Below are 25,145 nucleotides of genomic sequence, written 5' to 3'. Positions count from 1 at the left end.
GCTCCCCCTTCTCATCAGCTCAAGGACTAAACCGGCGCAGGACCAGGAAGATCCCGCCAATTGCGCCGATGATCGAGCCGATCCCCGTCGCGATCCCCCCTGTGTCCAGCCACCGGTCCACCAACCAACCGATGCCGCCCCAGACGAGGATCCCTGCGAGCAGGTAACCGACCGCGGTCCAGCCATCATTGGCTCCCGAGCGATTCGGGGGCTGAGAAGGCTGGTCACCGGCCATGACGCGCGAACAATATCAGCCTCATGAACGATCGGGAGAAGCGCCCCCCGCCAATCATGAGATCCACATTGATTTACCGCCATCAACCCGCTGTGATTAGTACGTGACCCTCACGCACAACTGGACTGTACTGACAGCGTTGACTCTGCTCACCATCACCAGCGCGGGATGTGAGCCACATAGCACCGAGGCGAAGGGGCCCGTGCACTGTCACGTCATGGCCGACGCACCCGCGCGGGTGTCCGATGGCGACAAAATCGTCGGCACGGTGCGCTTCCGCTGCGAAAATCCGGGCGCCGAGGTGCTCACGCTCAAGGTCAAGCTGGAGAAGCGCGATGGCACGAACTGGCGCAGTGCCGTGTCGGAGACCTTCACCCTGCGCGGCAAGGACACCTATGCCGCGCCGCTGAAGTATCAGTCGCGCCAGCTTGAGGTGGGCTGCGCCACGGGCACCTTCCGCACCGTGGTCGACTGGTCCCGTACCTCCAAAAACAACACCAAGAGCGACAACCTCGTCAGCGGCACCATGCGGGACCCTTGCAAACCCCTACTTCCGCTGTGATCTCCGCAGCGGGTGGCCCGAACAAACCCAAGACCTACGGGTCCACGTAGAGGATTTTGGCCTTGGCCAGCCATCTCGCCTGCGCGATGATCCACACCAGGGTGGCCGCCGCGACGCCGAAGACCATCGGCTTCATGCCCGCCCACGGACGCAGCGCGCCGAGCAGCATGGCCAGGGCCACGATCTTGGCGAAGTAGGTGAACAGGGCGACGGGCAGCATCATGGGCCGGTTGACCCGCTCGATCCATTCGAGCAGCAGGGTCGACAGCCCGTAGGCTAGCGCGACAAAGATCACACCGGCGGCGGCCCCGAGCGCGCCCGCTCCACCCCCGAACACGAACCCGCCGATGGCGGCGACCACGGCCAGGACTGCGGAGACCGCGAGCATGTGCGGCAGAAAGCGCATGGTCAGTTGCCCATCAGTATCTTGGCCAGCGGCTGCACCGTGGCCTGGATCTCGTCGGCGACGCGGGCGAAGACCTGCTCACCGCGCCCCCACGGGTCGTCGAGATCGTCGCCGCGCTCGGGTGGCCGCCCGTCGCGCAGCGCGTCGACGGCCCGGACCAGGGCGACCGCCCGTTCATAGCCCGACGGCGGCAGCGCCAGCGGATCGACGTTTTTCAAAAGCCTGCCAAACTCACCTAGTACGAACGCACGCCCGGCCGAGTCGGGCCGAAGCGCGGTGACGTAGTCGAGCTGGTCCGCGGTCGCCGTGAGGATCAGATCGGCGGAGTCGATGTGCTCGGCGCGCAGCTTGCGGGCGGCGAACCCGTCGACGCTGCCGCCCCGCGCCATGACCTGCCGGGCAGCGGGCGGGTTCATCTCCTCGCCCTCGTGCCAGCCGCCCGTGCCCGCACTGTGCGACAGCACGTCGTCATTGCCCATGAGCTCCATCGCGAGCAGCCGCTCGGCCATCGGCGAGCGGCAGATGTTGCCCATGCAAACGTGCAGCACGATGAACGGCCCGAACGCTCTGCTCATTGATCAACCTCGCCGACCACTTCGCTGATCTGCTCCACCGAGATCGCGCCGGCGCGCACCAACCGCGGCCGATCCGCCGTCAGATCCACGATTGTCGATGGTATCGGATTCGGGCACGGCCCCGCCTCCAGGTACACGCTGACCTTGTAGCTCAGCTGCTCGCGCGCCTCCTCGGCGGTGGTGGCGGGCGGCTGGCCGGTGAGGTTGGCCGACGAGACCGCCATGGGCCCGGTCGCGCGCAGCACCTCCAGCGCCACGGGATGCAGCGGCATGCGCACCGCGACCGTCCCGCCCGTGTCGCCCAGGTCCCACTGCAGGGTCGGCGCCTGCTCGACGATGATCGTGAGGGCGCCCGGCCAGAACGCCTCGACCAGGTCGCGCGCCTGCGGCGGCATCCGCGTCACCAGGCCGTCGAGGGTGTGCCGCGACCCGACCAGCACGGGCGGCGGCATCTGCCGGTCGCGCCCCTTGGCGCTGAGCAGGTTGGTCACCGACCAGGACTTGAAGGCATCCGCGCCGATGCCGTAGACCGTGTCCGTCGGCAGCACGACCAGGTCACCGCTGCCGACCGCGTCGATGGCGGCCTTGATGCCCCGGTCACGCTCGTCGATGTTGCGACAATCAAAGAGCCTCACAGCGCACCATCCTGTCATGCCTTCCTGATGGCGGTGCTGAAGCGGGGCCTCCCCGCAAGATCGGGGTGCCGCTCGACCGCCGTGAAGTCTGGCACAAGCAGCGGCGCCAGATCGTGCGTTTCGTCGTGCTCGATGCCCAGCCGCCCGCCGGGCCGCAAGATCTGCGCGGCCCGCTCGATCACGGACGGGATGAGCCCGAGCCCGTCGTCACCGGCGAACACGGCCTCGGGCGGGTCCGCCGCGACCTCCTCCGGCACGGCCTGCCCGCCGGGCACGTATGGCGGGTTGCACACCACCAGGTCGACACCCACGGGCAGGCCAGCCTCGCGGATGTCACCCTCGACCACCATGACGCCCGTGCCGGACGCGTTGCGATGCAACCACTTCAGCGCATCGGGGCTGCGCTCCACCGCATAGACCGTCGCATCCGGACGGTCGTGCGCGATCGCCAGCGCCAACGCGCCCGAACCGCTGCACAGATCGACCACCACGGGCTTGTCGAGCCCCGCCAACGCGTCGAGACCCCACTGGGCGAGCAGCTCCGTCTCCGGGCGCGGGATGAAAACGCCCGGACCCACCGCGAGTTCGAGCCCGAGGAACGGGGCCGTGCCCGTCAGGTGCTGCAGTGGCACCCGCTCGGCCCGCGCGGCGACGAGCTCGCGGATCCGGGTCGCCTGCGCATCGGTGATCAGGTCAACCAGCAGCAGTTTCCCGCGGGCCACGCCGAGCACGTGCGCCGCGATCAATTCGGCGTCGGCGCGGGGCGACGGCACCCCCGCCAGGGCCAGTGAGCTGGCGTGATGCCGAAGTTGATCGGATAGGTGACGCATTCTGCAACGTTAACGCTGTCCACCCTCCACTGGCGCGCCGCGTTGGCCTCTCCTAACATCCACGAAGAAACGTGAAGGAGGCGCACGTTGGCCGAGTCGGCGCGCGATTTGGTGCGGAAGTTGGGCACGTTCCTCGCCGACCTGACCCATGACCGCCCGGCCGACCGCATTCACGCCGACATCCTCGATCGGCTACGCGATCCCGACCTGCCGCTAGACCACCGCCTCGCCGGGGTCTACCTGCAGGACAGGGACTTCGTGCCGATCTGGACGGCCATCCGCAACGGCGCGTCGCTGCCCGCCTCGTCGTGGGAGACCGTGGTGCTGCCGACGGTCGTGCACTTCAGCACCGCGCAGGCACTCAAGGCCAACATTGAGACGGCCATCGGGCTGTGGCGGGTCGCCCGCGATGCCGTGTCCGCGCCGCTGCCGATCGAGCCGGCGGCCGCCACAACCACGACCACGACCACGACCCTGACACCGGCGGTGCCACTGCTGGTTGAGGTGCCCGAGCCCGAGCCCGAGATCATCCCGTGGGGCGCACCGGGCGGGGAGCCCGATCCCCCGCGCCGGCGGATGCGCCTGTGGGTTCCCTCGGCCGCCGGGCTCACGCTCGTCGCCGTGGCCGCGATCGCGTTGGTGAACTACCCGGAGCCCGCGGCAATCCCCGGCCCGCTGCCGTCAACGCACGTCTTCCCCGATCCGCCGGCGCCCTCGCCCGTACCATCCGAAGAGCCAAGCCCTTCGCCGTCGGCCGAGCCCACCGGTCTCGCTCCGGCGGCACCCACAAACTCTTCGATGCGCACGCTCGCGCCTTCCGCGCCGCGCTCGCTCGCCCACACCGCCAAGACCCGCACATCCGTCACGCTCAGTTGGCGCGCCCCGGCCGAGCTGGGCACGGGCGGCCTCGACCGCTATCGCATCTACGCCAACGGCCAAGAGGTCGCGTCCACGACAGGCACCACCGACACCGTCATCAACCTCACGCCCGGCACGTCATACACGTTCAGTGTCAAGGCTTTCAGCCGGATGGGCCGGGAGTCGCCGGAGAGCAACACGATCACGGTCCGCACCGACGACCCTGCCTTGAACGCGCCACCCACCGTCCCCTATGCACAGTCTTTCGACATCAGCGGCGCCGGCTGGCCCTGCCAGACCGTCGACGTCTACCTCGGCCCGCATCTGGTCGTCAGGCCCAAGACCGAGGCCAACTCATTCAGTGACACCATCTACGTCGACCCGGACGGCCTGGTGAAGGACGTCAATGGCGCGTCGTTCCACCTCTATTCCGGCAGCTGGCAGATGAGGGCCACCTGCTCCGGGCTGACCCAGACCAGGACCATCGCGGTCGGCCCAAAATCTGTTGACCCGTCCCCACCGGAGACGCAAAGCTAGCCCACAGGGCCTTTCCGCAGCGGCGCAAGCTCGGACCGCTCCTTGGCGATCCCCGCCGTGCAAGAGCATGGCCTCGCCGGAAGGGAGTGGTGTGCATGGGATTGGTCAAGGCTCAGAGCCTGACGAAGGTGTTCCGCCGGCCGCAGAAGGGTCCGGGCCTTCGCGGCTCGGTGAAGCATCTGTTTCAACGCAGGTTCAAAGATGTGCCCGCGGTCAACGGGATCGACGTGTCCATCGAGGCGGGCGAGGCCGTGGCCTACGTCGGGCCCAACGGGGCGGGCAAGTCCACGACCATCAAGCTGCTGTGCGGCATCCTCGTGCCCACCTCCGGCAGCGTCGAGGTCGCGGGCGTCACGCCGCACGTTGACCGCATCGCCAACGCGCGCAACATCGGTGTCCTATTTGGACAGCGCAGCCAGCTCTGGTGGGATTTGCCGGTCCGGGAGTCCCTCGGGCTGCTGCGCGACATGTATGACCTGCCCAAAGGCTTTTACCAGCAACGCATCGAGCGACTCGACGAGGTGCTCGGCATCGGCGAGCTGATGCCGGTGCTGGCCCGCAAGCTCTCCCTGGGCCAGCGGATGCGGGCCGACCTGGCCGCCGCGCTTCTCCATCAACCCAGGATTGTGTACCTGGACGAGCCCACCATCGGGCTCGACATCGCGGTGAAGGACAAGGTGCGCAAGTTCCTGCGCGAGCTGCGAGCCGACGGCACGACACTGATGCTCACCACGCACGATCTCGGCGACATCGAGGACGTGTGCGAGCGGATCATCATCATCGACGAGGGTCGCAAAATCTTCGACGGCCCGCTCGCGCAGATGAAGGACAGCTTCGCCCGCACCCGCCGGATGCACCTGCACATCACCGACGGCACGCCGATGGACGTGATAGCCAAGCACCTGTCCACTGCCGATGTGTCGGGGGAGGGCAGCGAGGTCACCATCGCGTTCGACCGCTTCGCGCACACGGCGGGCCAGATCATCGCGGCCGTGCTGCAGGTCGCAGAGGTGGGCGAGTTCCACCTCGACGAGCCGGCGATCGAAGACGTGGTGCGCAAGGTGTATGCGGGGGAACTGTTGGTATGAAGCCCTATCTCAGCATGTTCCTGATGTCGGCCAGGCGCACGTTCGCCTACCGGCTCAGCGCGCTGATCGGGTGGCTGGGCGGTGGCGCGATCCTGATCAGCTCGCTGTCGGTGTGGCACGCGCTGCTCGGCGAGGGCGCGATCGCCGGATACGACTGGCCCATGATGAAGGCCTATCTCGTGGTGGCCTGGGCCGCGGGCTCGATCGGCGCGTCCCAGGGCGACTGGCGGATGGCCGACCGGATCAGGGAGGGGCACGTCGCCACCGACCTCACCAAGCCGGTGGACTACCAGGGGTCGCGGTTCGCCGAGCACGCGGGCGGGCTGGCCACCGAGATCCCGGCCATCCTCATCGCGGCGAGCGCGGTCATCGCGTTCACCGGCAGCATCCCGGGTCCGGCCAATGTGTTTCTGTTCCTGCTGTCGTTCGCCTGTGTGGTACCGCTGAAATTTTGTTTCACCTATCTCACGGCGATGCTTTGCTTCTGGACGCACAACTTCATGGGCATCTCGTGGGCCAAGGACGCGATCATCTGGCTGTTTTCCGGTGGCCTGATCCCGCTTTCGATGCTGCCGGTCTGGCTGAGCGTGCCCGCGTCGCTGCTGCCGTTCGCGGGGATCACCGCCACCCCGGCCGCGTTGTATCTGGGCCAGGCCACGGGCGCGGAGGCGGCCAGACTGCTTGGGCTGCAGGTGTTTTGGGTGCTCGCGCTGTGGTTCGGGGCGAGGCTGCTGTGGCGCGGTGCGCTGCGGGCGCTGACGGTGCACGGGGGTTGAGCGATGTTTCGCACGATGCGGATCTACCGGCGAAGTCTGGGCGCACACTTCCGGTCGCTTTTGGAATATGAGGCCGACTTCTGGGTGCTGATCGTCGCGGGCGCGATGTTCAACGCGCTCAACCTGCTGTTCCTGAGCGCGGTGTTCGCCCACGTGCCCGCGCTCAACGGGTGGTCCTATGCGGAGGCCGTGCTGCTGATGGGCGTGTGGAGCGTCATCGGCGGGCTTTCACCGCTGTTCTTCGAGGGTGTGTGGCGGCTGTCGTGGATGGTCAACCAGGGCACGCTCGACTATCCGCTGGTGCGCCCGGCGCCCGTGACGGTGCAGGTGTTCAGCAGCGGCATCGGCCTGCACGGGGTCGGCGACATCGTCACCGGCGGCGCGATGCTGGGCTGGGCGCTGTTTCACGTCGACGTGGACTGGACGCCGCTGACCGTCGTGATCGGACTCGTGTTGCTCGCCAGCGCGGCCACCATCCACCTGTCCATCATCGCGATCACCAACGCGGCCACGTTCTGGATCTCGGGCCCGCACCCATTCCTGGCCATCGCGGTCCACACCTTCGAAGACATGATTAAGTACCCGTTGACGATCTACGGAGCCGGGATACGCGCGGTGTATACGTTCGTCGTGCCGTTCGCATTCGTGACGTTCTTTCCCGTCTCGTGGCTGCTCGACAGATCGGCCGGATGGGTGGGATTGCTCGGCCCATTGGTCGCCGCCTACTGCGTGTGGCTGGCCCGCACGGTGTTCCGCCGGGGACTGCGGAGATACGACAGTTCGGGACACTGATTTTCCCGTATAACTACGCACATGATGCGTGCCGCTCTCGGAGTGTTACTGCTTCTGGCCGGCTGCGCCGCTGTTCGTCGTGGAGTTCACCGGGCACCTGCTGGCCGCCGGCTGCGGGCAGTGGGCGGCTGCCGTCCGGCCCTACACCGTGCCCCGAGAGGTGGCCTGCACCTACAGCGCCAACCATTCCTACGCCGTGGGCCTTCCAGACTTAGCCGGTACCGGGTGGCTGCACAGGCTTGCCACCGGCGCAGCTGCCGCCGCCTCATCCGACGACCTCGTGCTGCAGGCCATGGGACGCGAGGCGATGCGCGCCCTGGTCACCGCCGAGCCGGGACGCAACCAACGGGCCAACCGCGCCATCTCCAACTACTGCGTGATCGTGCGGGCGGCGCTAGAACACCACCCGAGCGGCTAGCAGTTGCGCCCCGACGACTGGATCCCCGCCGACCACCGGCTCTCGCGAAGGCCTGCCGGACACGTGGCGGCAGAACTCGACCGCGTCGGCGTGCAGCTCGGCGACCGGAATCCCTTGGCCCGCAAGCCACTTGCCGCCCGCCGGGCCGTCGAGCCGGAGCGTGGCCGCCGGGCCGGTCCATGCCTGCACGAAGTCGCGCACAACCTGCTCCACGATGGCACCGTCATGCGGCTGCGGCTCAATGGGCCTGCCCACTGCCACGGCCACGTCGATGCGGTGCATCCACGGGTCGCGTGGTCCGATGACGCGGATCAGGTAGTCCATCGAATCCTCGACCATCTCGCGCGCCTCCGGGAACATCCGGCTCAACCGCATGCGGCGCAAGGGCGCAGGCATCCGGCCCAACGCACGGATGCCGCGCGGCCCCCAATAGGCAAGCTGGTCAACGAGTTCGGCCGAGGGCACACCCGCCCGCTCGGCCACCTGCAGCCGGTTGTGCCCATCGAGCACACCAACGCCGGGCATGCGCTTGGCCGCCCTGATCCGGCGCAGCATGCGGTCCGGCCGTGCGGCACCCTCGAACTGCCCGACCACGTGCGCGACCACATCGTGCACCGTCCAACCCGTGCAGTCGGTCGGCCGCGCCCAGTCGTCCTTCTCCAGCGAGCGCAGCAACCTCAGCTCCGCACCCAGCTCGGCCAGGCCGAGCTCCACGGCCTCCACCATGGACGTTCGCGCGATCACAGCTTGCCTCCATGCGCCGCGACGAACATGTCAATCAGCCGTGGCAGCAGGCTCGTGAATCGCCCATCCTCAAAGGCCGCGTCGGGCTCGTTGGCCATCTGCTGGGTCATCGCCCCTGCGATGAGCGTGGAAAGCAGCGCCTGCGCCGGCTCCTCCGCCGCCTCGGGGCGCAGTTGGCGCGACGACACAGCCGCCCGCAACACCTCACCGATCTCGTCCACGAACTCCACGGCGGGCGCGAACGACTTCTGCGATGGCACAAACCTTGGCACCGGACGCCAGAACAGCAGCTGCGCCAACGCCTGGTTGGCCAGGCCCCAACGGCCGACGGCGGCGACTGCCGCCCGCAACGCGGGCACGCCCGGCTCGGCCTCCCGCACGGCCCCACGGAACTCCGCCAGCACCTGTCGCGCGCCCTCCGCGAACAGCGCGTCATAGAGCGCGAGCTTGGACGGGAAATACTTGAACAGCGACGGCGGCTGGATGCCGAGCCGCCGCGCGACATCCGAAAGGCTAAGCGCCGCAACGCCTTCTGCCGACATGAGCTCCACGGCGAGCGCCAGAATCTGCGCGATGGTCTCTTCGCGTCGCAACTGGCGGCGCGTTTGGCTATTGGCCATAACTAAAGCTACGACCTATAGCCAAACGCGGTCAACCCTCTACCTACTGCCGGGACAGTTCCGTTTCGCCCGCGAGCCGGGCAGCGCGGTCGGCGGTGCTCAGCGCGTCGAGAGCCGCGTCGAGCTCGCCGCCCATCACCAGATCGAGGTTGTACGCCGTGAACCCGATGCGGTGATCGGTGATCCGGTTTTGCGGGAAGTTGTAGGTGCGGATCCGCTCCGACCGGTCCACCGTGCGCACCTGGGCCTTGCGCGCATCCGACGCGGCCGCCGCCGCCTGCTCCTCAGCCAACTGGGCCAGCTTGGCGCGCAGCAGGCGCAGCGCCGACGCCTTGTTTTGCAGCTGCGACTTCTCGTTCTGGCAGCTGACCACGATCCCGGTGGGCAGGTGCGTGATGCGCACCGCCGAGTCGGTCGTGTTCACCGACTGCCCACCCGGCCCGCTCGACCGGAACACGTCGACGCGCAGTTCGTTGGGATCGATCTCGATCTCCGTCTCCTCCGCCTCGGGCGCGACCAGCACACCGGCTGCGGAGGTGTGGATGCGGCCCTGCGACTCGGTGGCCGGAACGCGCTGCACGCGATGCACGCCGCCCTCCCACTTGAGCCTCGACCAGACGCCGTTGCCGCCGTCCGGCACACCCTTGGTCTTGATCGCGACCGCGACGTCCTTGATGCCACCCAGGTCGGACTCCTGCGAGTCCAGGATCTCGGTCACCCAGCCGTGCCGCTCGGCGTAGCGCAGGTACATGCGCAGCAGGTCGCCTGCGAACAGCGCCGACTCCTCGCCGCCCTCCCCGGACTTGATCTCCAGGATGACGTCCTTGCTGTCGTTGGGGTCCCGCGGCGCGAGCAGCTCGGCGAGCTTCTCCTCGACCTGCGGGATGCGGGCCTCCAAGGTGGACGCCTCGGCCGCGAACTCGGGGTCGGCCGCCGCCAGCTCGCGGGCCGCCGCCAGGTCGTCGCGCAGCGCCGCCAGCTCGCCCGCCGTCTTGTGGATCGGGGTCAGCTCGGCGAAGCGCCGGCCGACCCGGCGGGCTTCTGCCTGGTTGGCGTGGATGGCCGGATCGGCGAGCCGCTTCTCCAGCTCCCCATACTCGGCCAGCAGCGCCGACAAGCGATCAGTGGTCATGGTCTCCCCCAGATACGGCTCGACGCCCGCCCCCGAATAAGGGCGGGCGTCGGCGGGACAGCTACTTGGAGTCCTTCGAGTCCTTCTTCTGGACCTTGGCGTACTTGGCCTGGAACTTGGCCACCCGGCCGGCGGTGTCGAGGATGCGCTGCTTGCCCGTGTAGAACGGGTGGCAGACGTTGCACGACTCGGTGTGGATCGCCCCGCCCTTGGCGGTGCTGCGGGTCTGGAAGGTGTTGCCGCACGAACAGGTGACCGTGGTCACGTTGTACTGCGGGTGGATGCCGGGTTTCATCGCCGATAGTCCTTTCAAACGCGGTCGCTGGGTCGCCGTGCAAATCACGACGTGAACCAGTACCTGGAGACGACCGATAACTATAGCTCAAGATGGGGACGTGGCGACGTTGACCATCACCCGCGGTCTGCCCGGCTCCGGCAAGACGACCTGGGCCAAGGCGCAGCGCAACGCGGTGCGCGTCAACCGGGACGAGCTGCGGCGCATGCTTCACGGCGGCTACTCGGGCAACGATCGGCACGAGCGACACGTGACCCTCGCGCAGCACGCCGCCATCACCGCGCTGCTCGCCCGGGGCGTCAACGTGATCTGCGACGACACCAACCTGCGCGGCCGGACCGTTCGCGAGCTCGCCGACCTGGCCCTGCGGGCGGGCGCGTCGGCGGTCATCGAGGACTTCACCTCCGTACCCCCGGAAATCTGCGCGGACCGGGATGCGCTGCGACCGGAAGCCGAGCAGGTCGGCCGGGACGTGATTTTCGACATGTATCGCCGCTACCTGGCCGGCGGCCGCTCGAAGATCGAGCTGCCGACGGCCGTGAAGGTGGAGAAATACGAGCCCAGCCTCGACCTGCCGCCCGCGATCCTGGTCGACCTCGACGGCACGGTGGCCATCATGGGCGAGCGCAGCCCATACGACAGCAGTCTGGTGCATTTGGACAGTCCAAACGCACCGGTGATCGAGGCCGTGCGCGCCATGCACGCGGCCGGACACACGATCATCTACTGCACGGGCCGCACCGACGACTACCGCCATCTCACCGAGGAGTGGCTGGCCAAGCACGTCGGTGTGCCCTATGCCGCGCTGTACATGCGCACGACCGGCGACGCCCGCAAGGACGCCGTCGTCAAGCGCGAGATCTTCGAGGACCGCATCCGGCACGCCTGGCGGGTCATCGCGGTGTTCGATGACCGCAACCAGGTCGTACAGATGTGGCGTCAGCTCGGGCTGACGGTCTTCCAGGTCGCCGAAGGAAACTTCTAGCGGACCGCCGGCGGCGCCATCCTGACGATCTTTTACGCAAGTGAGGAATCGCGGCGGACTGCTGACACGGCAGGTCCGCCAAGCGATACCTCACCAGCGCCACGAGGTGGTCAAGATCGGCTTGGATGGCGTCGCCCTCAAGGGGCGGTCCGCCCGCGACTTGCTTTAGCAGGAGCAAAGCAATACAGCACTACTCCCCGGGTGTCGACTTCGCGATCTGCATCAGGAACTCGATGTTGGTCCGGGTCTGCTTGAGCCGGTCGAGCAGCAGATCGATCGCGGCCTGCGACTCCAGCGAGTGCAGCACCTTGCGCAGCTTGTGAATGATCACAAGCTCCTCCGGCGCGAGCAGGATCTCCTCCTTGCGCGTGCCGGACGGGTCGATGTCGATGGCCGGGAAGACCCGCTTCTCCGCGATCTTGCGGTCGAGCTTGAGCTCGGCGTTGCCCGTGCCCTTGAACTCCTCGAAGATCACCGAATCCATCGCCGAACCGGTCTCCACCAGCGCGTTGGCGATGATGGTTAGCGATCCGCCGTTTTCGATGTTGCGCGCGGCGCCCAGGAAGCGCTTCGGCGGGTACAGCGCCGTCGAGTCGATACCACCCGACAGGATGCGGCCCGACGCGGGCGCGGCCAGGTTGTAGGCCCGGCCCAGGCGGGTGATCGAGTCGAGCAGCACGACCACATCGTGGCCGAGCTCGACCAGGCGCTTGGCCCGCTCGATCGCGAGCTCGGCGACCGTGGTGTGGTCCTGCGGCGGGCGGTCGAAGGTCGAGGCGATGACCTCGCCCTTGACCGAGCGCTGCATGTCGGTGACCTCTTCGGGCCGCTCGTCGACGAGCACGACCATCAGGTGGCACTCGGGGTTGTTCTTCGTGATCGCGTTGGCGATGGCCTGCTGGATCATCGTCTTGCCCGCCTTGGGCGGGGAAACGATGAGCGCGCGCTGGCCCTTGCCGATCGGCATCACGAGGTCGATGACCCGGGTGGTCAGGATGTGCGGCTCGGTCTCCAGGCGCAGGCGGTCCTGCGGATACAGCGGCGTGAGCTTGTAGAACTCGGGCCGCTTGCGCGCCTCCTCCGGATCCATGCCGTTGATCGTGTCGAGCCGGACCAGCGGGTTGTATTTGTCGCGGCGCTGCTCGCCCTCGCGCGCCGAGCGCACGGCACCCGTGATCGCGTCACCGCGGCGCAGACCGTACTTCTTGATCTGGGACATCGACACGTAAACGTCGTTGGGACCCGACAGGTAGCCCGTCGTCCGCACGAAGGCATAGTTTTCGAGCACGTCGACGATGCCCGCGACCGGCACCAGCACGTCGTCCTCGGCGACCTGCGGCTCGCTCCCGGCAGCACCAGCACTGTCGGCGTGAGTTCGATCACGTCCACGACGGCGGTCGCGGAAGCGGCTGCGCCGGCTGCGCCGGCCGTCACCGTCGTCGTCGCCGTCACGTCCGTCGCGGCTTTCCCGGCTCTCGCGGTTGTCCCGGCCCTCACGGCCTTCCCGGCTCTCGCGGTTGTCGCGCTCGAACCGTCGCTGGCCGCGCTCCTCCTTCTGCGCAGGGGCCGCTTCGCCCTCTGGCGCGGCGTCCAGCAAAGAGGCCTGCTCGGGCGGACCCGAGGTGCGGCTGACCCGCCGGCTCGGCCGACGCACGGCCTCCGGCTCGGCTACTGGTTCGGCAGCGGAGTCGCGCACCTCGGCGCGGACCTCCTCGCGTGCCGGCGCGGACGCTGCCCGCGCCCTCGGCGATCCCCCGGTCTGAGCAGCGGTGATGGCGGCAATGAGCTCGCCCTTGCGCATCCGCCCCGTGCCCGTGATGCCCATCCCCGCAGCCATGGCCTGCAGTTCCGGCAGCAGCTTGGCGGACAGCCCGCTTCCACTGCTACGGCGGCGCCGGCCGGTGGAGGCGTCGTCAGCGACCTGGGAAACAGCCGACATCGTGTCGGTGGTGTCGCTCAATGGATTCCTTCCCTCGATTGGCCGGGGCTGCCCGGATCTGGCGAAACGCCTGGAGAAGTGGCCGGGCGGCCTCGGATACCCGCAGAGCACACCGGTCTGGGAGTGCTCGCGGGAGGTTGTTGCTCAGACGCGCATGAGGCGATCTGTGGCTGCGGGTGGACGCCTGAGAAGAACTGAGGGTTTGCGCCGCCCCGCAGATGGATCGGGCGCTTCGCGGCTGTGCTGCCCTAGAGCGTAGTCAACCGGTGCCACCAGCGGCAACACCGGGCCCGTTCGGCGTGTCCGAACGTACGCTAAATGTTACCCGGCTGGATCGCCGCGCCAGCCGTTTCCGCAGCCAGGCTATGGGTCAACCACCGCCTCCCTGGCTCAAATCCGACAGGAAGCGCAGTGAGCGCCAACACACTCGGCCCAGCGCCGCTGATCACCGCGGCGACGCCCAGCGCCCGCAGCTGCCGGACCATCTCCGCGCTCGCGGGCATCGATCCCGCGCGGTAATCCTGGTGCAGCCGGTCCTCCGTGGCCTCGAACAGCAGGCTCGGATCCGCCGTCATCGCGTGCACGAGCAGCGCCGACCGCGCGGCGTTGAACGCGGCGTCCGCGTGTGGGACGGTCTTGGGCAGCGCCGCACGCGCCTCTTTGGTAAAACCCTGATTTGCCGGTACCAGCAGAGTCGGCCGGATGTCGGGCCGCGGCGCCAGCGACACGGCCTTGGCCGTGCCGCCCGCGGTCCACGCGATGGTGAACCCGCCGAGCAGGCATGGGGCCACGTTGTCCGGGTGCCCCTCGATCCGCCCGGCGATGCGCAGCTCCCCCGCACGGTCCAGTGGGCTTCCCGCCAGCGCGTTGGCCAGCGTCACCCCGGCCACGATCGCCCCGCTGGACGATCCGAGCCCGCGTGCCTGCGGGATGCGGTTGACGCAGCGCAGCACGACGCCTGCGGGTTGCGGCCGCGCAATCTCGGCGAACGTCTCGCGCATCGCGTAGACGATCAGGTGGCGGTCGTCGGTGAGCAGCTCCCCGGCACCCTCGCCCTCGATCTCCACCTTGGTCGGGCCATCGGTGAACGTCGCGGTGACCTCGTCGTGCAGAGTCAGGGCAAGGCCGAGGCTGTCGAAGCCCGGGCCAAGGTTGGCGCTGGTCGCGGGCACCCGCACGGTGTAGGAGATCGCCACCGCCACATCCTAAGCGGGGCTCCTATAGCGGTGTTCCTATACGGTGGTTCGCGTGTCCTTGAAGGTCTTGAATGCGCTCCTCAGCATCGAATCGATCGCGATCATGCTTCTGCTGATCGCCGCGGCGATCGTGCTGCTCGTAAAGCGCCACCCGCTAGCGGCCGCCGGCGTGGGCGTCCTCGTGCTCGAGCGGGTTGCGGCCATCGCATGGCCCTGGATCCTCTCGGCGGTGGACGACCTGAGGGGAGAAAGCATCGCGCTCTCCATGTTGGTCTTCAACACGGTCTCCAACCTGCTCTTTTTGGTCGGCCTAGGACTGATCCTCGCGCAGATCTTTGTCAAGCGCCCGGCCCGCGGATTTGAGGGCCATCCGTAGCGCGTATTCGATCTGGGCGTTGACGCTGCGCAGGTCGTCGGCCGCCCACTTCGCCATGGCGTCGTGGACGGCCGGATCCAGCCGTAGCAACAGTTTCTTGCGCTCAGGCATGTGCGACTGTCCTCAGTAGAGCGTCCCCGCGTTGACGATGGGTTGCGCCGGGCGGTCACCGCACAGCACGACCAGCAGATTGGACACCATCTGCGCCTTGCGCTCCTCGTCGAGGTCTACGATGCCATGCTCGCGCAGGCCGCCGAGCGCGTCGGAGACCATGCCGACGGCACCCTCGACAATTTTGAAGCGCGCGGCCACGATGGCCTCGGCCTGCTGGCGGGCGAGCATGGCGTGGGCGATCTCTGGCGCGTAGGCCAGGTGCGTGATGCGCGACTCGATGACCTCGACCCCGGCCGACGTCGCCCGCTCGGCGAGCTCGGCCGTGAGCTCCTCGCTCACGGCGGAGCTGTCGCGCAGGCTCGTGCGGCCGCTGTGATGTGCCTCATAGGGGTAGCTCGTGGCCAGGTGCCGCACGGCCGTCTCGGCCTGCACCTCCACGAAGTTGACGAAGTCGTCGACCGCGAACTTGGCCGCGTATGTGTCGACCACCCGCCAGACCACGACGGCCGCGATCTCCACCGGGTTGCCGTCGGCGTCGGACACCTTGAGCCGGTCGGTCTCGAAGTTGCGGATGCGCTTGGACACCTTGCGCTTCTCGGTCAGCGGCCACGTCCAGTGCAGGCCGGGCCGGTCGATCGTGCCGACGTAATGGCCGAAGAACTGGACGACGCGGGCGTCGTTGGGGCTGATGATGATCAGCCCGGTGGCGAGCAGCCCGGCAATCACCACTGCCGCAAGGAGCGTCACCGCGATGCCCCACTCCGGCAGCGCCACGTTAACCGCGATGAGCGCCGCGACGGCCATGATCGCCAGCATGACCGCGATCACCAGGAACCCGGACACCCAGAACGCCCGTTTCTGCATTGACATCACCCTTCTATCAATGTGATATCACTATGCTACCGCAGGCACGCAAGCCCGTGACAACCGGCCGCGACGTCGGTCATGGTCCGGTTCGGTCGCCGGCTTCGCCGCCGGCGCCGGGCACGCGCCCTGATCGTCGGGCTCGCCATCGCCGCCGCGTTGGTCGCCGACAGGCTCATCCTTCTCCGTGCAATGTGAGCGGTGCTCGTCGTCCACATTGGACGATCCGACGATTGGGCACGCCACGGCCGCGACAAAACGCCATCTTGATAACAAGTCGCGTCCGGCGCGCCCGATCGCGGTACCGGCAGAAGTAAGATCTTTCAATGTTCCTGGTGTCGTGGTTGCGGCAGAATGCGCGAAAAGCAGCCGCCCCCGCGGTTGCGGCGATTGTGGCGGCCTCAGCGATGTATGTGGTGCAGGAGCTGCGCCTGCGGGAGCAGCGGATCACGTTCCACCACCACGAGACCGAACTGCGCGCGGTGCTCGCCGCGCCCGACGCGACGCTGAAGTCGGCGCAGCTGCGCGACGGCGGCACGGTCACACTGATCATCTCGTGGCAGCGCGACACCGCGATCGTGGTGTTGAAGGAGGCCAAGCCCACCGGGCAGGACCGGGCCTACCAGATCTGGCTCATGGAGGGCACCGATTCGCGTTCGATCGGCCTGCTGCAGCCCAATCAGACCGACACCACACTGGTGTTCCGCGTGGTGCGGGACAAGCGAGCGCTCGGCGTGACGATCGAGCGGGCGGCCGGTCAGGTCAGCCCGACACTCCCGCTGGTCGCGGAGATCGTGCTGTCGCCCTGAATCATTCTCACAGGGCTGTCACGCCAGCCTTTGCACAGGGCTGTCACGTCAGCCTCTCATACGGCTGTCACGTCAGCCTTCACCCACGGCTGAAATCTCAGCCGTCTCACACGGCTGAAACCCGGGCCTCACACCCGGCTGAAACTCAGCCCTCTCACACGGCTGTCACGCCGGCCTTCACACACCGCTAAACCTGAGCCTTCACACACCGCTAAACCTGAGCCTTCTCACACGGCTAAACCTGAGCCTTCTCACACGGCTGAAACCTCAGCCTGATTGAGCCGCCGGGTCACGAGGCGCCAGCCGATGGCGTAGCTCAGCGTCGTCGCCGCGCAGCAGGCGATCAGGATCTGCGGCGGGATGGAGTCCACGAACAGCCCGACGATCAGCTGTGACACGGTTATGGAGAGCATGGCCACCATCGTGTCGGTCGCGCTCACCCGCCCGCGCAACTCGTCCGGCACGATCTGCTGGATGGCGAATCCCGACATGACCCAGTTGCCGCCGCCCGCGAGGTGAGCGAAGAAGATGAACACCAGCACCAGGCCGAACCACGGCGAAACCGACACTCCAATGTAGAACAACCCGTAGGCGCTCATGGACAGCGCCAGGCCGGGCAGCAACCAGTTGGGCCGGTTGAGCACGCGCCGGAACACCAGCGGGCCGACCAGTGCGCCCAACCCCCGCACGGCGAACATGATGCCGAGGCCGCGCGCGCCGACCCCATAGACCGCGGCCGCCAGGATCGGAAACGTCGTGAGCACCCCGTTGCCCAGGCCCACCGCGGACTTGACGGTCACCAGCGCCAGGAGTTTCGGCGTGCGCCGCACGTATCCGAGGGCTTCACGGATCGCGGAGAACGGCGGCGGCGCCACCTTCGGCACGGCCTCCTGCATCGGCCGCCGGATCCGCCACGTGAGCAGCGCCGCGACGGCCAGTCCAAAAGCGACGATCCCGAAACACACGTACGCCGAGAACCACGCGGTGAGCAGGCCACCCACCGACGAGCCGATGATCGTCATCGTGCCCCACGTCGTGCCCGCGACCGCCATGGCGCTGGCCAGATCGTCCCGATCGACCAGGTTGGGAATGGCCGAGCTGGCCGCCGGCGAATAGAACGCCTTGGCCACCGCCATGCCCGCCAGGGCGATCAGCGCGATCGGCCCGGCCAGAGGCCCGCGCACGAAGAACAGCCCGCCCACGGCCGCGAGCGAGGCCAGGTTGCCAACGATCATGATGTGCTTGCGGTCGAACCGGTCGGCGATGGTCCCCGTGAACGGCAGGAGCAGCGCCACCACACCGGTCTCGACGGCCAGCGCGAGCCCACCCCAGATCCCCTTACCGGTCAACTGGTTGAGCAGCACCAGCAGCGGCACCATGACGAACCAGTCGGCGCCGAAAACGATGAGCTCCGCGAAGTACAGCCGACGGAAGTCCCGGTTACGGGTAAGGACCGAAAGCACATACGTACGCTACACCACGAACGCCGAGTGCCCGATGCTCGCGATCTCGCGTCCGATCGGGGCCTGACCCGGCACCCGCTTCACCCGGATGACCCGGAACCCTTGCACCACATCGGCATCCGTGCATATGAACTGGGAAGTCGTGATGAACTGCCAGTGCGGGTCGAGCACGCACATCCGGATGCCCTCCCGCTGCGCCCACTTGGCCAGTCCAGGCAACTCGGGCCCGATGTCGCTGCCGCCGATCTCGACCACGATCGGCCGCCCGGCGGCCCGGCTTTCGAGCGCCGCAAGGGTCGCCGGCACGGCCGGGTCGTTGTCGTTGGTGATGGTACGAAACCCCGGCACGACCGCCATCACCACCGCGACAAGCACGAGCGGCGCCCACTGCACCGCCCACCCCGGCCCGCGAAACCGGTCCACCGCGCCGATCGTCACGGCAGCGGCGAAGAACAGCGGCACCGCCCAGTAGAAGAAGCCCATGTATGGGTCGCCGAGGTAGTCGATGCCCGCATACGCGTAGAACACGAACAACCCCGTGACCACGGCGGACAGCCACAGCCCTCTGCGCACGAACGGGTCTTTCACCCGCGTGGCCCCGTAGATGAGCGCGGCCACGGGCAGCACACCCATCAGCGCCACCGGCACCGACTTCGTCGGCCACCAATACCAGGCGACATATCCGACCGCGTGCAGGATCGGGTTGCCGCCCGCCCTCGACGAGCTGCCGTAGCCCACATACTTGCCGAACTCGCCCGGCCAGTGCAGCACGGTGTTGAGCACCATCGGGAACAGGAACACGGCGACGATCCCCAACGCGGGCAGCCACTCCCGCCACCTGAACCCGCGCCCGCGGATGAACAGGAACGCCGCTACGCCCGCCACCACGGGCACGAACATCAGGAACACGGCGTGCCCGTGCGCCAGAAACCCGCCCGCCAGCGCCACCGCCCACAGATAGGTGGGCCGGCCCGACGCCACCGACGCGCACGCGACGAGAAACAGCATAAAGGTTGGCACGTAAAGGAACGGCATCCATGCGTTGTTGATGATCTGCGGCTGGAGCGCGATCAGCGCGATGAGCGCCAGCAGCACCCACGGCCCGCGCCGCCCACCGATGATCGTCACGACGGTGGCGAACATGAACGCGTTGAGCGCGTAGAGCGTGAACAGCTGCCCGTTCCACGGCGTCGGGACGATCTTCAAGGTGTCGTGGAACAGCCATTCGCCGAACGCCTGCAGGTAGAAGTACGCCGGGCCCGGGTGGTTGAACCCCTGCCGGGAATAGTTGCCCACCAACAGGTCGAAGTGCTTGGCCTGGCCCACGATGATGGAGTTGGCCCCGGTGTCGCCGAGCTCATACAGCGGCGCGCTGAACAGGAACCAGTTGCGGATCACCAGCATGCCGAGCAGCACCGCGAAGGCGGCCAACCATTTTTTCACTAGGCTAGGTTAAGGGCTCTCGCCGCGGCCAACGGATCCAGGTTGATCGTCGTCGGCGCGGGCGCGGTGGAGATCGCCCATTCCGGGTCTTTCAGCCCATGCCCGGTGACCGTGCACACCACCCGCTTGCCCCGCGGTAGCTTGCCGTTGGCGCTGCTCTGCAGCAGCCCCGCGACGCTGGCCGCCGAGCCGAGCTCCACGAACACGCCCACCTCGCGGGCCAGAAGCCGATATGCGGCAAGAATTTCCCGATCGGTCACGGATTCGATGAGCCCGCCCGACTCGTCCCGCGCGTCGATCGCCTTCGTCCACGACGCGGGATTGCCGATGCGGATCGCGGTCGCGATCGTCGACGGCTCGGCGACCACCTGCCCGGTCACGATCGGCGCGGCGCCCGCCGCCTGGAAGCCGAACATCCGCGGCGCCTTGCCATCTTCTTTATATCCCATCCAGTACGCCGTGATGTTGCCCGCGTTGCCAACCGGCAGGCAGTGGATGTCGGGCGCATCGCCAAGCGCCGCAACGATTTCAAACGACGCGGTCTTCTGCCCGTGCAGCCGGTCCACGTTGACGGAATTGACCAGCGCCACCGGATAGTCCTGCGACAGCTTGCCGGCGAGGTTGAGGCAGTCGTCGAAATTTCCGCTCACCTGCAACAGTTTTGCCCCGTGGACCAGGGCCTGGGCGAGCTTGCCGAGCGCGATTTTGCCCCGCGGCACAAGGACCGCGCAGGTGATCCCGGCCCGCGCCGCATAGGCCGCCGCGCTGGCCGACGTGTTGCCGGTCGACGCGCAGATGATCGCCTTGGCGCCCTGCTCGACCGCCTTGGACACCGCCACCGTCATGCCGCGGTCCTTGAACGAACCGGTGGGGTTGGCGCCCTCCACCTTCAGCCAGACCTCGCACCCGGTGCGTTCTTCCAATGCCTTTGCCGGTACCAGAGGTGTGTTGCCCTCGTGCAAAGTGATCACTGGCGTCGTCGCGGTGACCGGCAGCCGATCGCGGAACTCCTCAATCAATCCTCGCCATGTCATGGCTTACTCTCCTTCGGCTGGGAGAACACTTGCCATCGACCGCGCCACGGCTCGCTCTCCCTCGACCCGCAGCACACCCGCCCGACCACACCACGGCTCACTCCCGCTCGACCCGCAGCACACCCGCCCGACCACACCACGGCTCACTCCCGCTCGACCCGCAGCACGCTGGCGATCGAGCGCACCACGTCGAGCGTGCGCAGCTCTGCGACGGTCGCCGACAGGTCCTTGTCCGTCGCCGCGTGCGTGACGATGACGAGCACGGCATCGTCGCCGCGCCCCGACTGGTTCACCGTCGCGATCGACACCCCGTGCTTGGCGAACACGCCGGCCACCCCCGCCAGCACACCGGCCTTGTCGGCCACATCCAAGCTGATGTGATAGCGCGTCGACACATCGCCCATCGGCCGCACCGGAAGGTCGGCGTAGACCGACTCGCTCGCCGAGCGGACCCCGGCAAGGCGGTTGCGCGCCACCGCGACCAGATCGCCCAGCACCGCGCTTGCCGTCGGCGCGCCGCCCGCACCCGGTCCGTAGAACATGAGCTGCCCGGCCGCCTCCGCCCGCACGAAAACGGCGTTGAAGGCGTCGCCAACGCTGGCAAGCGGGTGCGTGCGCGGAATCATCGCCGGGTGCACGCGCACCGAAACGCCGCCATCGGTGCGGCTGGCGATGCACAGCAGCTTGATGACGCAGCCCATCGCCTTGGCGCTGGCCACGTCGGCGGCCGTGACCTCGGTGATGCCCTCGCGGTAGACGTCTTCGGCCCGGACGCGCGTGTGGAACGCGAGGCTGGCCAGGATCGCCGCCTTCGCCGCCGCGTCGAAACCCTCGACATCGGCGGTCGGGTCGGCCTCCGCGTAACCGAGCGCGGTCGCCTCCTCCAGCGCCTCGCTGAAGCCCGCGCCCGTGGCGTCCATGGCGGACAGAATGAAGTTGGTGGTGCCGTTGACAATCCCGGTCACCTGCGTGATGCGGTCGCCGTGCAGCGACTCGCGCAGCGGGCGCAGCAGCGGGATCGCGCCCGCGACGGACGCCTCGTAGTACAGGTCTGCCCCGCCCTCGTTGGCCGCGTCATGCAGCGCGCCACCATCCTCGGCGAGCAGGGCCTTGTTGCCGGTGATCACGCTCTTGCCCGCGCGGAGGGCCTCGACCAGCCACGTGCGCGCCGGCTCGATCCCGCCCACCAGCTCGATGACCACGTCGACGTCGTCCCGCTTGATCAGGCTGAGCGCGTCGGTCGTGAACAGCGACGGGTCGAAGCCGCGGTCCCGGTTGGGCCGGCGCACCGCGATGCCGACCAGCTCGACCGGGGCCCCGATGCGCGCCGCCAGATCGTCGGCCTGCTCATGCAGCAGGCGCACCACCTCGGAGCCCACCGCGCCACACCCAAGCAGCGCCACCTTCACGCTCTGGCTCATATCCGCACCTACCCCACATCCAGCGCAAGGAGGTCCGCTTCGGTCTCCCTGCGCACGATCACTCGTGCCTGCCCGTCTCGCACCGCGACCACGGGCGGCCTCGGCACGTGGTTGTAGTTGCTCGCCATGCTCCGGCAGTAGGCGCCGGTGCCGGGCACCGCAAGAAGATCTCCTGGCCGGATGTCCGATGGCAGGAATTCATCCTTCACTACCACGTCCCCCGCTTCACAATGTTTTCCCACCACGCGGGCGAGCGTAGGCTCGGCGTGTGAGCTACGCGACGCGAGGGTGGCCGAATAGGCCGCGTCGTAGAGGGCCGTGCGGATGTTGTCGCTCATGCCGCCGTCGACGCTGACGTAGGTGCGCAGCCCGTCGAGCGGCTTGACCGTGCCCACCTCATAGAGGGTGAACATGGACGGGCCGACAATCGCCCGGCCCGGCTCGACACTCAACTTCGGCTCTCTGATCTGGAGCACCGCGCACTCGTCCTTGACGATCTTGAACATGCGCTCGGCCAGATCGTCGGGCGTGGACGGGTCGTCCTGACTGGTGTAGGCGATGCCGAAACCGCCGCCGAGGTCCAGCTCGGGCAGCTGGACGCCGAGCTCGTCGAGGATCCGCTTGTGCAGGCCCAGGACGCGGCGCGCGCTGACCTCGAACCCGGACGCGTCGAAGATCTGTGAGCCGATGTGCGAGTGCAGGCCCAGCAGGTCGAGCACGCCATCGCGCAGGATGCGCTCGGCGGCGGCGAACGCGGCCCCGCTGGCCAGGCCGAAGCCGAACTTCTGGTCCTCATGGGCGGTCGCGATGAACTCGTGCGTGTGGGCCTCCACGCCGACCGTGACACGGATCATGACTCGGGCCGGCTTGCCCAGGCGCTCGGCGAGGCTGGTCAGGCGGTCGATCTCGTCGAACGAGTCCACGATGATGCGGCCCACGCCGGCGTCGAGCGCCCGCTCCAGCTCGCGTGGTGATTTGTTGTTGCCGTGGAAGCCGATCCGGGCCGGAGCCATGCCGGCGCTCAGCGCGGTCGCGAGCTCGCCGCCGGTACACACATCAAGGCTTAAATCTTCGCCCATAAGCATGCGGACGACCGCTTTGCAGAGGAACGCCTTGCCCGCGTAATACACATCGGCGCGGTCGAACGCCTTCTTGAAGGCGCCACAGCGGGCCCGGAAATCGGCCTCGTCGAGAAAGTAGGCGGGCGTGCCGAACTCACGCGCCAGCTCGGTGACCGGAATGCCGCCGACCCGCAGCACCCCGTCGTCGTCGCCCTTGCGCGCGGTCTGCGGCCACAGCGAGGTCATCAGGGCGTTGACATCGGGGGGTACCCGAAGCCACGCCGGACCCCGATAGCCGAAATCGCCGTGAATCGCACCCGCCTCGTGCGCTCTGCCACTCATGCTTGTCGATTACATCCGTTCTGGTGCGGTGACGCCCAGCAGGCCAAGTCCATTGACCAGCACCGTCCTGGTGGCGTCGTTGAGCCAGAGTCGAGCCACGTGCAGCGGGGAGATCTCCTCGTCGCCGCGCGGCAGGATCCGGCACTCCTCATAAAAGCGGTGGTATTCACCGGCGAGCGATTCGAGGTAGCGCGCGACCCGGTGGGGCTCGCGCAGCTCCGCGGCGCTGGCCACGACGGACGGGTAGTCCCCCAGGGCCTTGAGCAGCTCCAGCTCTTTGGGATGGGCGAGCAGGGCGGGATCGAAGCCGTGCGTGTCGCGGGTCAGCCCCGCGTCGGCGGCTTGGCGCCCCACACCGGCGGTGCGCGCGGCCACATATTGCACGTAGTAGACGGGATTGTCGCGGCTGGCCCGCGTCCACAGATCGATGTCGATATCGATCGGCGAGTCGCTGCTGTAGCGGGCCAACGCGTAGCGGGAGGCGTCCACGCCGATCGCCTCGACCAGGTCTTCCATGGTGACGACCGTGCCGGCGCGCTTGCTCATCCGCACCGGCTCCCCCTCGCGCACGAGGTTGACCATCTGCCCGATCAGGATTTCGAGGTTGCGGTCGGGATCGTCGCCGAAGCACGCCACGAGCGCCCGCATCCGCCCGACGTAACCGTGGTGGTCGGCGCCGAGCATGATGATCACCTTGTCGAAGCCGCGGTTGCGCTTGTCGAGGTAGTAGGCACAGTCGGCCGCGAAGTAGGTGAAGTCGCCGTTGCTGCGGACGATCACCCGGTCTTTGTCGTCACCGAAATCGGTGGTGCGCAGCCAGGCTGCGCCGTCGGAGTCGTAAACGTTGCCCTGCTCGCGCAGCCGGCGCAGCGCCAGCTCGAGCTCGCCCCTGGTGTGCAGGTCCTTTTCATTGAAAAAGACATCGAAGTGGGTACCGAATTCGGCCAGCGAGGATTTGATCTGCTGGAACATCAGCTCGACACCCTCGACCCGGAAGGTTTCGGGATCGTCAGCGTCCGGGTGCTTCGCCTTGATCGCGTTTGCGATCTCCGTGATGTAGGCGCCGGCATAGCCATCCTCGGGGGTCGGCAGGCCCCGGGCGCTGGCGAGGAGCGAGTTGGCGAAACGGTCGATCTGCGCGCCCGCGTCGTTGAAGTAATACTCCGTGGTCACGTCGGCGCCCTCGGCCTTGAGCAGGCGCGCCAGCGCGTCGCCGACGGCGGCCCAGCGCACCCCGCCCAGATGGATCGGCCCGGTCGGGTTGGCCGACACGAATTCGAGGTTGAGCCGAAGGCCCTTCATCGCCTCGCCGCGACCATAGGCCGGACCCTGGATGACCACCGTGCGGGCCAGCTCGCCCGCGGCGGCCGCGTCGACCCGCACGTTGAGGAAACCCGGCCCGGCGATCTCGACCGAGGCCACGCCGCGGTGCTCGCGCAGCCGGTCGGCGAGCGCGCCGGCCAGCTCGCGCGGATTGACGCCCACCTTCTTGGCGACCTGCAGGGCCAGGTTGGTGGCGTAGTCGCCGTGCTCCGGATTGCGCGGACGCTCGACGGTGACCGTGACGGGCAGCACGGACACGTCAAGATCACGCG

27 protein-coding genes are annotated in these 25,145 nt (G+C 67.9%); 9 read left to right on the top strand and 18 right to left on the bottom strand.

Features of this window, described 5'->3' with window-relative positions; translation table 11 throughout:
• Positions 1–19: 19 nt before the first annotated feature.
• Complete coding sequence (locus DM816_RS07360) at positions 20–235, bottom strand: AtpZ/AtpI family protein (RefSeq protein WP_117209390.1); 216 nt, start codon at positions 233–235, stop codon at positions 20–22.
• Between the two features lie 217 nt (positions 236–452).
• Here DM816_RS07360 and DM816_RS07355 point away from each other — a divergent pair, with 217 nt between their 5' ends.
• Positions 453–797 carry a hypothetical protein gene (locus tag DM816_RS07355; RefSeq protein ID WP_162907207.1) on the top strand — a complete coding sequence of 115 codons (345 nt, stop codon included), beginning with the start codon at positions 453–455 and terminating at the stop codon, positions 795–797.
• Between the two features lie 34 nt (positions 798–831).
• On the opposite strand, the gene DM816_RS07350 is transcribed toward DM816_RS07355, so the two are convergent.
• From DM816_RS07350 to prmC, 4 genes are read right to left on the bottom strand one after another with little or no spacing between them, the layout of a single operon-like run.
• On the bottom strand, positions 832–1,203 hold the full coding sequence (locus tag DM816_RS07350) for a hypothetical protein (protein ID WP_117209388.1): 372 nt from the start codon (positions 1,201–1,203) through the stop codon (positions 832–834).
• Between the two features lie 2 nt (positions 1,204–1,205).
• Positions 1,206–1,778, bottom strand: a complete 573-nt coding sequence (locus DM816_RS07345; RefSeq protein ID WP_246001671.1) for an arsenate reductase/protein-tyrosine-phosphatase family protein — start codon at positions 1,776–1,778, stop codon at positions 1,206–1,208.
• The gene (locus tag DM816_RS07340; protein WP_117209387.1) at positions 1,775–2,431 is read right to left on the bottom strand and encodes an L-threonylcarbamoyladenylate synthase; all 657 of its coding nucleotides are present in this window, start codon (positions 2,429–2,431) and stop codon (positions 1,775–1,777) included. Before DM816_RS07340 ends, DM816_RS07345 begins: the two co-directional genes overlap by 4 nt.
• Positions 2,428–3,243 (bottom strand): peptide chain release factor N(5)-glutamine methyltransferase, encoded by an 816-nt coding sequence (gene prmC / locus DM816_RS07335; RefSeq protein WP_117209386.1) that lies wholly within the window; start codon positions 3,241–3,243, stop codon positions 2,428–2,430. The genes DM816_RS07340 and prmC overlap by 4 nt, the downstream gene beginning before the upstream one ends.
• An 87-nt stretch (positions 3,244–3,330) precedes the next feature.
• On the opposite strand from prmC, the gene DM816_RS07330 reads away from it, so the two are divergent.
• The 5 genes from DM816_RS07330 (at position 3,331) to DM816_RS07310 (ending at position 7,712) form a co-directional block, all read left to right on the top strand.
• Positions 3,331–4,638 carry a fibronectin type III domain-containing protein gene (locus tag DM816_RS07330; protein WP_117209385.1) on the top strand — a complete coding sequence of 436 codons (1,308 nt, stop codon included), beginning with the start codon at positions 3,331–3,333 and terminating at the stop codon, positions 4,636–4,638.
• Between the two features lie 95 nt (positions 4,639–4,733).
• Complete coding sequence (locus tag DM816_RS07325) at positions 4,734–5,726, top strand: ABC transporter ATP-binding protein (RefSeq protein WP_117209384.1); 993 nt, start codon at positions 4,734–4,736, stop codon at positions 5,724–5,726.
• Positions 5,723–6,502: an ABC transporter permease gene (locus tag DM816_RS07320; protein ID WP_117209383.1), complete on the top strand. Its 780-nt coding sequence runs from the start codon at positions 5,723–5,725 to the stop codon at positions 6,500–6,502. Before DM816_RS07325 ends, DM816_RS07320 begins: the two co-directional genes overlap by 4 nt.
• Before the next feature lie 3 nt (positions 6,503–6,505).
• A complete protein-coding gene (locus DM816_RS07315; protein ID WP_117209382.1) occupies positions 6,506–7,294 on the top strand; it encodes an ABC transporter permease in 789 nt (262 codons plus the stop codon).
• Between the two features lie 28 nt (positions 7,295–7,322).
• On the top strand, positions 7,323–7,712 hold the full coding sequence (locus DM816_RS07310) for a hypothetical protein (protein ID WP_117209381.1): 390 nt from the start codon (positions 7,323–7,325) through the stop codon (positions 7,710–7,712).
• Here DM816_RS07310 and DM816_RS07305 read toward each other — a convergent pair.
• From DM816_RS07305 to rpmE, 4 genes are all read right to left on the bottom strand, one after another.
• Positions 7,689–8,456, bottom strand: a complete 768-nt coding sequence (locus DM816_RS07305) for a maleylpyruvate isomerase family mycothiol-dependent enzyme (protein WP_211588580.1) — start codon at positions 8,454–8,456, stop codon at positions 7,689–7,691. The genes DM816_RS07310 and DM816_RS07305 overlap by 24 nt on opposite strands.
• Positions 8,453–9,076, bottom strand: a complete 624-nt coding sequence (locus DM816_RS07300; protein WP_117209380.1) for a TetR/AcrR family transcriptional regulator — start codon at positions 9,074–9,076, stop codon at positions 8,453–8,455. The genes DM816_RS07305 and DM816_RS07300 overlap by 4 nt, the downstream gene beginning before the upstream one ends.
• A gap of 43 nt (positions 9,077–9,119) precedes the next feature.
• Complete coding sequence (prfA, locus tag DM816_RS07295; RefSeq protein ID WP_117209379.1) at positions 9,120–10,208, bottom strand: peptide chain release factor 1; 1,089 nt, start codon at positions 10,206–10,208, stop codon at positions 9,120–9,122.
• Between the two features lie 61 nt (positions 10,209–10,269).
• Positions 10,270–10,503, bottom strand: a complete 234-nt coding sequence (rpmE, locus tag DM816_RS07290; protein ID WP_117209378.1) for a 50S ribosomal protein L31 — start codon at positions 10,501–10,503, stop codon at positions 10,270–10,272.
• Between the two features lie 100 nt (positions 10,504–10,603).
• Here rpmE and DM816_RS07285 point away from each other — a divergent pair, with 100 nt between their 5' ends.
• The gene (locus DM816_RS07285; RefSeq protein WP_117209377.1) at positions 10,604–11,488 is read left to right on the top strand and encodes a phosphatase domain-containing protein; all 885 of its coding nucleotides are present in this window, start codon (positions 10,604–10,606) and stop codon (positions 11,486–11,488) included.
• Positions 11,489–11,678: 190 nt separating this feature from the next.
• On the opposite strand, the gene rho is transcribed toward DM816_RS07285, so the two are convergent.
• Positions 11,679–13,448: a transcription termination factor Rho gene (gene rho, locus DM816_RS07280; protein ID WP_117209376.1), complete on the bottom strand. Its 1,770-nt coding sequence runs from the start codon at positions 13,446–13,448 to the stop codon at positions 11,679–11,681.
• A gap of 293 nt (positions 13,449–13,741) precedes the next feature.
• Positions 13,742–14,629 (bottom strand): homoserine kinase, encoded by an 888-nt coding sequence (gene thrB, locus DM816_RS07275; RefSeq protein ID WP_117209375.1) that lies wholly within the window; start codon positions 14,627–14,629, stop codon positions 13,742–13,744.
• Between the two features lie 46 nt (positions 14,630–14,675).
• Here thrB and DM816_RS42280 point away from each other — a divergent pair, with 46 nt between their 5' ends.
• On the top strand, positions 14,676–14,999 hold the full coding sequence (locus DM816_RS42280) for a hypothetical protein (RefSeq protein ID WP_162907206.1): 324 nt from the start codon (positions 14,676–14,678) through the stop codon (positions 14,997–14,999).
• A 123-nt stretch (positions 15,000–15,122) separates the two neighbouring features.
• Here the strand turns inward: DM816_RS42280 and DM816_RS07265 are convergent, their stop codons facing one another.
• Positions 15,123–15,977, bottom strand: coding sequence for an SPFH domain-containing protein (locus DM816_RS07265; RefSeq protein ID WP_117209373.1), 855 nt, complete (start codon positions 15,975–15,977; stop codon positions 15,123–15,125).
• Between the two features lie 326 nt (positions 15,978–16,303).
• Between DM816_RS07265 and DM816_RS07260 the strand changes: the two genes are divergently transcribed.
• Positions 16,304–16,786: an anti-sigma factor gene (locus DM816_RS07260; RefSeq protein WP_117209372.1), complete on the top strand. Its 483-nt coding sequence runs from the start codon at positions 16,304–16,306 to the stop codon at positions 16,784–16,786.
• Positions 16,787–17,037: 251 nt separating this feature from the next.
• Here DM816_RS07260 and DM816_RS07255 read toward each other — a convergent pair whose 3' ends face one another.
• From DM816_RS07255 to argS, 6 genes are all read right to left on the bottom strand, one after another.
• Entirely contained in the window at positions 17,038–18,249 is a 1,212-nt protein-coding gene (locus DM816_RS07255) for an MFS transporter (protein ID WP_117209371.1), read from the bottom strand.
• Between the two features lie 9 nt (positions 18,250–18,258).
• Entirely contained in the window at positions 18,259–19,692 is a 1,434-nt protein-coding gene (locus DM816_RS07250) for a hypothetical protein (RefSeq protein ID WP_117209370.1), read from the bottom strand.
• The gene (thrC, locus tag DM816_RS07245; protein WP_117209369.1) at positions 19,692–20,726 is read right to left on the bottom strand and encodes a threonine synthase; all 1,035 of its coding nucleotides are present in this window, start codon (positions 20,724–20,726) and stop codon (positions 19,692–19,694) included. The genes DM816_RS07250 and thrC overlap by 1 nt, the downstream gene beginning before the upstream one ends.
• 143 nt (positions 20,727–20,869) lie before the next feature.
• The gene (locus DM816_RS07240; RefSeq protein WP_170318792.1) at positions 20,870–22,135 is read right to left on the bottom strand and encodes a homoserine dehydrogenase; all 1,266 of its coding nucleotides are present in this window, start codon (positions 22,133–22,135) and stop codon (positions 20,870–20,872) included.
• Positions 22,136–22,155: 20 nt separating this feature from the next.
• Complete coding sequence (lysA, locus tag DM816_RS07235) at positions 22,156–23,550, bottom strand: diaminopimelate decarboxylase (RefSeq protein WP_117209367.1); 1,395 nt, start codon at positions 23,548–23,550, stop codon at positions 22,156–22,158.
• Between the two features lie 9 nt (positions 23,551–23,559).
• Positions 23,560–25,145 (bottom strand): arginine--tRNA ligase (gene argS / locus DM816_RS07230; protein ID WP_211588579.1); only part of this gene is annotated, 1,586 nt, incomplete at its 5' end.

Origin of the sequence: Allorhizocola rhizosphaerae (assembly GCF_003426775.1) — a bacterium.
In the GTDB taxonomy this organism is placed as follows: Bacteria; Actinomycetota; Actinomycetes; order Mycobacteriales; family Micromonosporaceae; genus Allorhizocola; species Allorhizocola rhizosphaerae.
Note: the sequence above shows the minus strand (reverse complement) of the source record. Positions and strands in the feature narration are given on the sequence as shown.